At 59.8% G+C, this 6707-nt stretch carries 9 protein-coding genes; 5 read left to right on the top strand and 4 right to left on the bottom strand.

Features of this window, described 5'->3' with window-relative positions; all coding sequences use genetic code 11:
- Window positions 1-108 precede the first annotated feature (108 nt).
- Window positions 109-1197 carry an LLM class flavin-dependent oxidoreductase gene (locus AC3WKX_RS19270; protein ID WP_102605789.1) on the bottom strand — a complete coding sequence of 363 codons (1089 nt, stop codon included), beginning with the start codon at window positions 1195-1197 and terminating at the stop codon, window positions 109-111.
- 250 nt (window positions 1198-1447) lie between these two features.
- On the opposite strand from AC3WKX_RS19270, the gene AC3WKX_RS19265 reads away from it, so the two are divergent.
- The 4 genes from AC3WKX_RS19265 (at window position 1448) to AC3WKX_RS19250 (ending at window position 4755) form a co-directional block, all read left to right on the top strand.
- Window positions 1448-2311: an ABC transporter permease gene (locus AC3WKX_RS19265; protein ID WP_003211316.1), complete on the top strand. Its 864-nt coding sequence runs from the start codon at window positions 1448-1450 to the stop codon at window positions 2309-2311.
- 1 nt (window position 2312) lies between these two features.
- Window positions 2313-3080 carry an ABC transporter ATP-binding protein gene (locus tag AC3WKX_RS19260; RefSeq protein WP_008435484.1) on the top strand — a complete coding sequence of 256 codons (768 nt, stop codon included), beginning with the start codon at window positions 2313-2315 and terminating at the stop codon, window positions 3078-3080.
- Window positions 3073-4062 (top strand): ABC transporter substrate-binding protein, encoded by a 990-nt coding sequence (locus AC3WKX_RS19255; RefSeq protein ID WP_008435483.1) that lies wholly within the window; start codon window positions 3073-3075, stop codon window positions 4060-4062. The genes AC3WKX_RS19260 and AC3WKX_RS19255 overlap by 8 nt, the downstream gene beginning before the upstream one ends.
- Window positions 4063-4131: 69 nt before the next feature.
- Window positions 4132-4755: a hypothetical protein gene (locus tag AC3WKX_RS19250; RefSeq protein ID WP_008435482.1), complete on the top strand. Its 624-nt coding sequence runs from the start codon at window positions 4132-4134 to the stop codon at window positions 4753-4755.
- On the opposite strand, the gene AC3WKX_RS19245 is transcribed toward AC3WKX_RS19250, so the two are convergent.
- The 3 genes from AC3WKX_RS19245 to rfaH form a co-directional block, all read right to left on the bottom strand.
- A complete protein-coding gene (locus tag AC3WKX_RS19245; RefSeq protein WP_003211325.1) occupies window positions 4707-5054 on the bottom strand; it encodes a hypothetical protein in 348 nt (115 codons plus the stop codon). The two genes, AC3WKX_RS19250 and AC3WKX_RS19245, sit on opposite strands and share 49 nt — an antisense overlap.
- A complete protein-coding gene (locus tag AC3WKX_RS19240) occupies window positions 5051-5359 on the bottom strand; it encodes a hypothetical protein (protein WP_023658750.1) in 309 nt (102 codons plus the stop codon). Before AC3WKX_RS19240 ends, AC3WKX_RS19245 begins: the two co-directional genes overlap by 4 nt.
- A gap of 120 nt (window positions 5360-5479) precedes the next feature.
- Window positions 5480-5989 (bottom strand): transcription/translation regulatory transformer protein RfaH, encoded by a 510-nt coding sequence (rfaH, locus tag AC3WKX_RS19235; protein ID WP_003211330.1) that lies wholly within the window; start codon window positions 5987-5989, stop codon window positions 5480-5482.
- Between the two features lie 232 nt (window positions 5990-6221).
- On the opposite strand from rfaH, the gene AC3WKX_RS19230 reads away from it, so the two are divergent.
- Window positions 6222-6662, top strand: a complete 441-nt coding sequence (locus AC3WKX_RS19230) for a low molecular weight protein-tyrosine-phosphatase (protein WP_032899408.1) — start codon at window positions 6222-6224, stop codon at window positions 6660-6662.
- Window positions 6663-6707 lie beyond the last annotated feature (45 nt).

Raw genomic sequence — 6707 nt, 5'->3', positions numbered from 1 at the left:
TTTTGGCTGGGCCGGCATTCCGGGCGTTTGCCAAAAGTGACCCGCTGTAAGAGCGGAACCATAAGTGGCCGTTACCGAAGAAACGGATATGTACTCGGTCCCCCTCCCTCAGGCCACTTTTCCAGCCGCCTGGCGCTCCCGCTCAGCCACCAACTGCCGAGTCAGCGGAATCAGCCTCTTCCCGTAATCAATAGCATCATTCAGCGGATCAAACCCACGAATCAAAAAGGTCGTGATACCCAGGTCGTAATAGTCGAGCAGAGCCTCGGCCACCTGATCCGCAGTACCCACCAAAGAAGTAGAGTTACCCTGGGCCCCCAGCAACCCCGCAATCCCGGTCCACAACCGCTTATCCAACCGCGACCCCTGGGCCGCCGCCGCCAACAGCCGCCGCGACCCCTCATTCGGCGGTTCACGCCTCACAAACCCATTCTTCTCAGCCAGCGCCGTCGCCTGCTCCAGGATGCGATCCGCACGCTCCCAAGCCAGCGCTTCAGTCTCTGCCAGAATCGGCCGCAACGACAAACTGAAGCGAACCGTACGCCCATGCCTGGCCGCCTCAGCCCGCACCTGGGCGACCACTTCCTTCACCTGCTCGTAGGTCTCACCCCACAGCGCATACACATCCGCATGCTTGCCCGCCACCGCAATGGCCGCCGCTGAAGACCCGCCAAAATACAACGGTATATGCGGCTGCTGCGGCGACTTCACCGTCGAAAACGCACCCTCGTACCGGTAGTAAGTGCCGTGATGGTCGAAGGGCTTTTCACTGGTCCATTCCTGCCGCACCACGCTCAAGTACTCGTCGGTGCGCGCATAACGCTCATCCTTGTCGATATGACTGCCATCGGCCCGCAGTTCACGGTCGTCGCCGCCGGTGATGATGTGCACCGCGGTGCGCCCGCCGTTGAACACATCCAGCGTGGCGAACTGCCGCGCAGCGAGGGTGGGTTGGACGAAGCCGGGCCGGTGGGCAATCAGGAACTGCAGCTTTTTCGTCACGCTGGCCGCATGGGCAGCGATCAACGTACTGTCCGGGCTGTTGGAATGGAAGGCCACCAGCGCGCGGTCGAAGCCGGCCTCTTCGTGGGCGCGGGCCACGGTCTCCACGTAGTCGGGCTGCAAGGTCGGGCCGCTGCGAGGGTGGATCTCGGAGGCGTGGTGGCCGCCGATATAGCCGATAAATTCGATGCTCATGGTCAGTCCTTGTTGAGGGCAGGAATAAAGCTGCTATCGAAAATAGGGGCCGCACCCGGGCCTGTAAAATGCCGATTGGTTCTATCCTAATTATAAAAATACAGAATCATTTTTTTATATCGTTATCAGTAATACGCATTTTAATCGTATTAGGTTATTCCCAAATAGAATTTCACTGAGGTTTTTTATGCGAATAGCATGAAACCGCAGCGGCGCTCCTGGCCGTGTTCTTGATGAGGAAGGAAGCCCGATGACTGAAAAGTCCCTTAACGCCAGTTCGTTTTCCGTCGACAAGGCCGAGGGTCAAGCCGGCGTTGCGTCCCGCTTGATTCCGCGCTGGCTGCGCAACTGGCGCACCCCCGATGTGTTGCTGCGGCTGGTCAGCCCGATTGTGTTGCTGTTGCTGTGGGAACTGGCCTCCGAGCTGGGCTTGATCCCGGCACGGATCATCGCCGCGCCGTCTCAGATTGGCGGCACCCTGTGGGCAATGATCGTCTCCGGAGAGCTGGGCAAGCACCTGCTGGTGTCCCTGCAACGGGCGTTGCTGGGCTTGAGCATCGGCGTGAGTATCGGGGTGGTGGCCGCGTTGATCACCGGCCTGTCGAAGCGCGGCGAGGTAATCCTCGACTCACCGATGCAGATGCTGCGCACCATTCCTTCCCTGGCACTGGTGCCGTTGTTCATCCTCTGGTTCGGCATCGGCGAGTTCACCAAGATCGCACTTATCGTTACCGGCACCACCTTTCCGGTGTACCTCAACCTGTTCGCCGGCATCCGCAACATCGACCCCAAACTGATCGAGGCCGCCAACACCCTCGGCCTCAACCGTCGTGAGCTGATCTGGCACGTGATCCTGCCGGGCTCGTTGCCTTCGTTTTTTGTCGGCCTGCGCTATTCCCTGGGCATCTCCTGGCTGGCCCTGGTGTTTGTCGAGCAAATCAACACCACCGCCGGTATCGGCTACCTGGCCAGTGATGCGCGGGACTTCATGCGCACCGACGTGATCGTGATCTGCCTGTTGATCTATAGCGTGCTGGGCCTGCTGATCGACGGCTTGATCCGCACCCTGGAACGTTTTGCCCTGGCCTGGCGCCCATCGTTTGTGAGGAACTGACATGTCGATTCTCGAAGCTTCAACAGCACCGGTGCAGTTGCGCAATGTGGTGCGCCAGTTCGGCCAGCAGCGGGTCATCGACGGCCTGGACCTGGATATCGCCCCGGGGGAGTTCGTTGCGTTGCTGGGTGCCAGCGGTTCCGGCAAGACCACTTTGCTGCGCAGCCTCGCGGGCCTGGACAGCATCGACAGCGGCCAGTTGCGCGTGCCCAAGGCCCGGGCGGCGGTGTTCCAGGAGCCGCGCCTGATGCCGTGGAAGCGCGCCTGGAAAAACGTGATTCTCGGCCTGCGGGTTCCCGACGCCAAGGCCCGTGCGGTGCAGGCGTTGACGGAAGTCGGGCTGGCCCATCGGCTGGAGGCGTACCCGGCGACCCTCTCCGGCGGCGAGGCCCAGCGCGTGGCATTGGCCCGCGGCCTGGTGCGCGAGCCCAAGCTGCTGTTGCTCGACGAACCCTTCGCCGCGCTGGATGCGCTGACCCGCATCAAGATGCATCGCCTGATCATCGAGCTCTGGCGCAAACACACGCCGGCCGTGTTGCTGGTGACCCACGACGTCGACGAAGCGATCCTGCTGGCCGACCGCGTGATCGTGCTGGCGGAGGGCAAGATTGCCGAGCAACTGCGCATCGACCTGCCCCGTGCACGGGATACCGGCCAGGACGGTTTCCAGGCGATTCGCGCCCGCTTGCTGAGCCTGTTGGGGGTTGAAGTGGACGCCCCGGCCGCCCAGCCTGCGAACGCCAGCGTCAGGCGGTTTGCCCATGGTTGAATTCAGAACCCTTTGCCTGTTGGCGGCTGCACTGCTGATGGGCGGCTGCGACAAAGCCGCTGAAGCGCCGAAGTCTGCATCGGATCTGTCGGGTGTGACCTTGATCCTCGGTGACCAGGCCAAGGGCTTGCGTACGGTGGTGGAGGCCGCCCACGCCCTGGATGGCATCGACTACAAGGTCCAGTGGGCCAACTTCCAGGGCGCCGCGCCGCTGTTCGAAGCCTTGCGCGCCGGCGCCGTGGACCTCGGCCCGGCCGGGGATACACCGGTGCTGGCGGCTGCCACCGGAGGCACGCCGCTGCGTATCGTTGCGGTGCGCCGCAGTCAGGCGCGCAGCATTGCGATCCTGGTGCCGCCCGATTCACCGATCCACAGCGTGGCCGATCTGAAAGGACGCAATGTGGTGGTGTCGTCGGCCCGTGGGAGCATTTCCCAGTACCTGCTGATCCGCGCCCTGGCGAATGCCGGCGTGGATGAAAAGGACGTCAACGTCGGCTTCGTGCTGCCCACCGATGCATTACCTGCGTTCAACGCCGGCAAGATCGAAGCCTGGGCGACCTTCGGGGTGTACCAGGCGTTCGCCGAACAGCAGGGCGCGCGGGTGCTGATCAGCGGGGAGGGCATCAATACCGGCCTGACGTTTATTACCGCGTCCGATGAAGTGCTCAGCGACCCGCTCAAGCGCCAGGCGTTGCGTGACGTTTTGCAGCGGTTCGCCAAGGCTTTTGAATGGGCGCAGCAGAACCCCGAGGAATACGCACGGGTGTTTGCCACGGTCAACGATATCCCGCTCAAGGTTTCACAGTTGCTGCGCACATGGGGTGATGAGTCGCTGCTGCCAGTAGAGGAGCGGGATGTGCAGGCGTTGCAGCAGGTGGATGATTTGTTTGTGGAAAAGAAGATTTTCCCGCACCGGGTAGAGGTACGGAAACTGACGGATACCGAGGTGTTTTCGCCGCAATCGCTGGCTGGCGCGCCCTGAAGTCGTTGTGTTTTGCCCGGACCTGAGGTCTCATGGGTCCGGGAAAAACTTGCGGGTAGGGAACAGCACTTGATACGGGAAGAACTGGCGCAATATGGCGGTATCACCGTCATGATTCCGGCCGCAGTGGTGATCGCCGTCTGGCTCTGGTATTCCCGGCCCCAGGCGGTCAAGTGGTGGCTGATGACCATCGCCTGCACCTATTCCATCGTGGCGTTCAGCAAGTTGCTGTTCAAGGGCTGGGGCGTGGCGCTCCAGCAGCTGGATATTGCGGTGCTCAGCGGTCACGCCATGAATACGTCGTTGATGGTGCCCGTGGCGATGAGCCTGGTGGCGCGCCGGGTCAACCCCGAGTGGCGCTGGCCCGCAGCTATCGCCGGGATGTTGATCGCCGGCTGGTTCAGTGCCTATTGCGTGGCACCCTATATTCACCCACTCAACGAAGCACTGGCCGGTGGCTTTTTGGGCGGCATGGCGGCACTGGCGTTTCTATGGCGCCTTGAGGTGGTGGAAGTGCGGGTTTCCCCATCGTTGATCGGGGGGGGAATGGTGATCCTGTTGTTAAGTGCGATGGCACCCAAGTACAACGCCGAGAAGCTGCTCAACCATGTGGCAGTGGCCGTATCAGGTGCCGACCAGGCCCATCAGGAGCCTTCCTGGCGGACCTCTTCCATGCAGTTGAACGCCGAGTAAGTGGCCAGGTCCAGGGCCAGGTTACTTTCCACCAGCAGCTCCAGCAGCACCGTCTGGCAATTGAAGCGCCGGGCATCGCCACGGCGCTGCGAACGCTTCATCTGCTTGAACAGCGTGTCGGTTATGTCCTGCGGTGAGATGCCGCGCAACTGATCCAGCCAGTGGGACATGATCCGGGTGTTGCGCGCATATTGCTCCGCCGGCAGTTGTTCGTGCGGTGCCAGGCCCACGAAACCTTCAAACGTGTTCGTCAGCCTTTTCAAGGCGTAGGCCCGTTTCAGATCCTCATAAATGCTCATGGCCGCTCCTCGGTGCAGGAAATATTCGCCAATAGTTCGGCCGTCTTCATTTGCATCAGGTGGCTGTCGCCGCGGCTCTCCACGCACAGGCAGATGGACAGGGGATTGCTCACCTGCAACTTGAAGCGCCAGTCGGCGAACACCATTGAAAGCCCGGTACAGGATTCGTCACTGTCCAGGGAATGGCCGGCGTATAACACCTGCATGCGTTCTACAACGGTGGTTGAACTATTAACCTTGACGTGAATGTTTCCCGAAGAAGGAAACAGGCCGATACGCTCTACCAATAGCTTTGAACTTTTCATGGCCGTCCCTCGCTGTTAATTCACGTATTACTTTATTCTCAAGAGGTGAAAAAGTAAGCGGATGTTATTTTTAGTCTGTTATTAAGTTGAATGTTATTTCTTGTCTGTTCAGCGCCGCTATCAGTCACTTCTTTGCACTCGGCTGATTTCTGCCAATGGCAAGTTGATGCGTTGTTCCCGTTGCAGGAAGTTCATCAGCAACACCACACGTTCCTCACCGTCCATGGCCAGGAAGACCGCTTCAAGTTCGGCAAACGGCCCTTCATTGATGCGCACGCTTTCGCCGGGCTGCAACAGGGCGCTCACCACGGCCTGGTGGTCGCGCTCCTGGAGTTCGTCCACCAGCGTGTCGCTGATGGGCAACGGGTGCGCGCCGAATGCCACCACCCGCGACACACCGCGGGTCGAGCGCAGTGAGCTCCAGCTGTCCTGCTGGCTCATTTGAATAAACAGATAACCGGGAAACAACGATTCACGGGTGGTCCTGCGCTGGCCCTTCAACAGCCGTTCGCGTTTATAGGTAGACCGGAAGCAGGTATAGCCCTGGCGCTGGAGGTGCTCCTCGGCGCGCTCGTCCTGCCGGGATTTGCACTGGACCAGGTACCAGGCTTTGTTGGCATTTGCGCTCATGGGAGTTCCTCTTCCTATATAAGGCGATACGTGACAAGGCTGTAATTTAAAGCCGATGGGGGTGACGAAGTAATGAATGTTATAAATTGTCGGGTTGAAGGCGGTGGTTGTTATTTTTCGTCCGGAGATAATTTTGGGGGAAGTAAGGGTTACGTGTTAATAAATACTGCCGTGAAGTAATGAAGTTGAAGATGTTGCGTCATGGGGTAATGGATGGCCCGGGGATAGTGCCTTGTTTAAAAGAGTGTTGATTGTCTGTATTGGCAATATTTGCCGTAGTCCCACCGCGGAAAGTCTTTTGCGTGGCGCACTCCCGTGCTCCGATATCAAGATCAGTTCTGCAGGTATTGCCGCGTTGGTCGGCAAGCCGATTGAAACCACCGCCCGTGCGGTACTCGAAGCCCACGGTCATCCGGCCGACAAGCACCAGGCCACCCAGTTGGCGCCACAGGCGATCAGTGAAGCCGACCTGATCCTGGTCATGGAACGACAGCACATCAATGCCGTACTCAGCATGGCGCCCGAGGCACGAGGCAAGGTCTTGCTGCTGGGCAAATGGCAAAACGAGCGAGAGATCAGCGACCCGTACCGTCAAGGCAAGGCCGCGTTTGTGCACGCTTATGCGTTGATCGAAGAAGCTGTAAACGCATGGGCGCAGCGTCTTGCACGCTGATCGCCACTACTTTTTGAATCGAAATAAAGGCTAAGAATCCGACTT

The organism is Pseudomonas sp. GP01-A4, from assembly GCF_058780865.1.
Note: the sequence above shows the minus strand (reverse complement) of the source record. Positions and strands in the feature narration are given on the sequence as shown.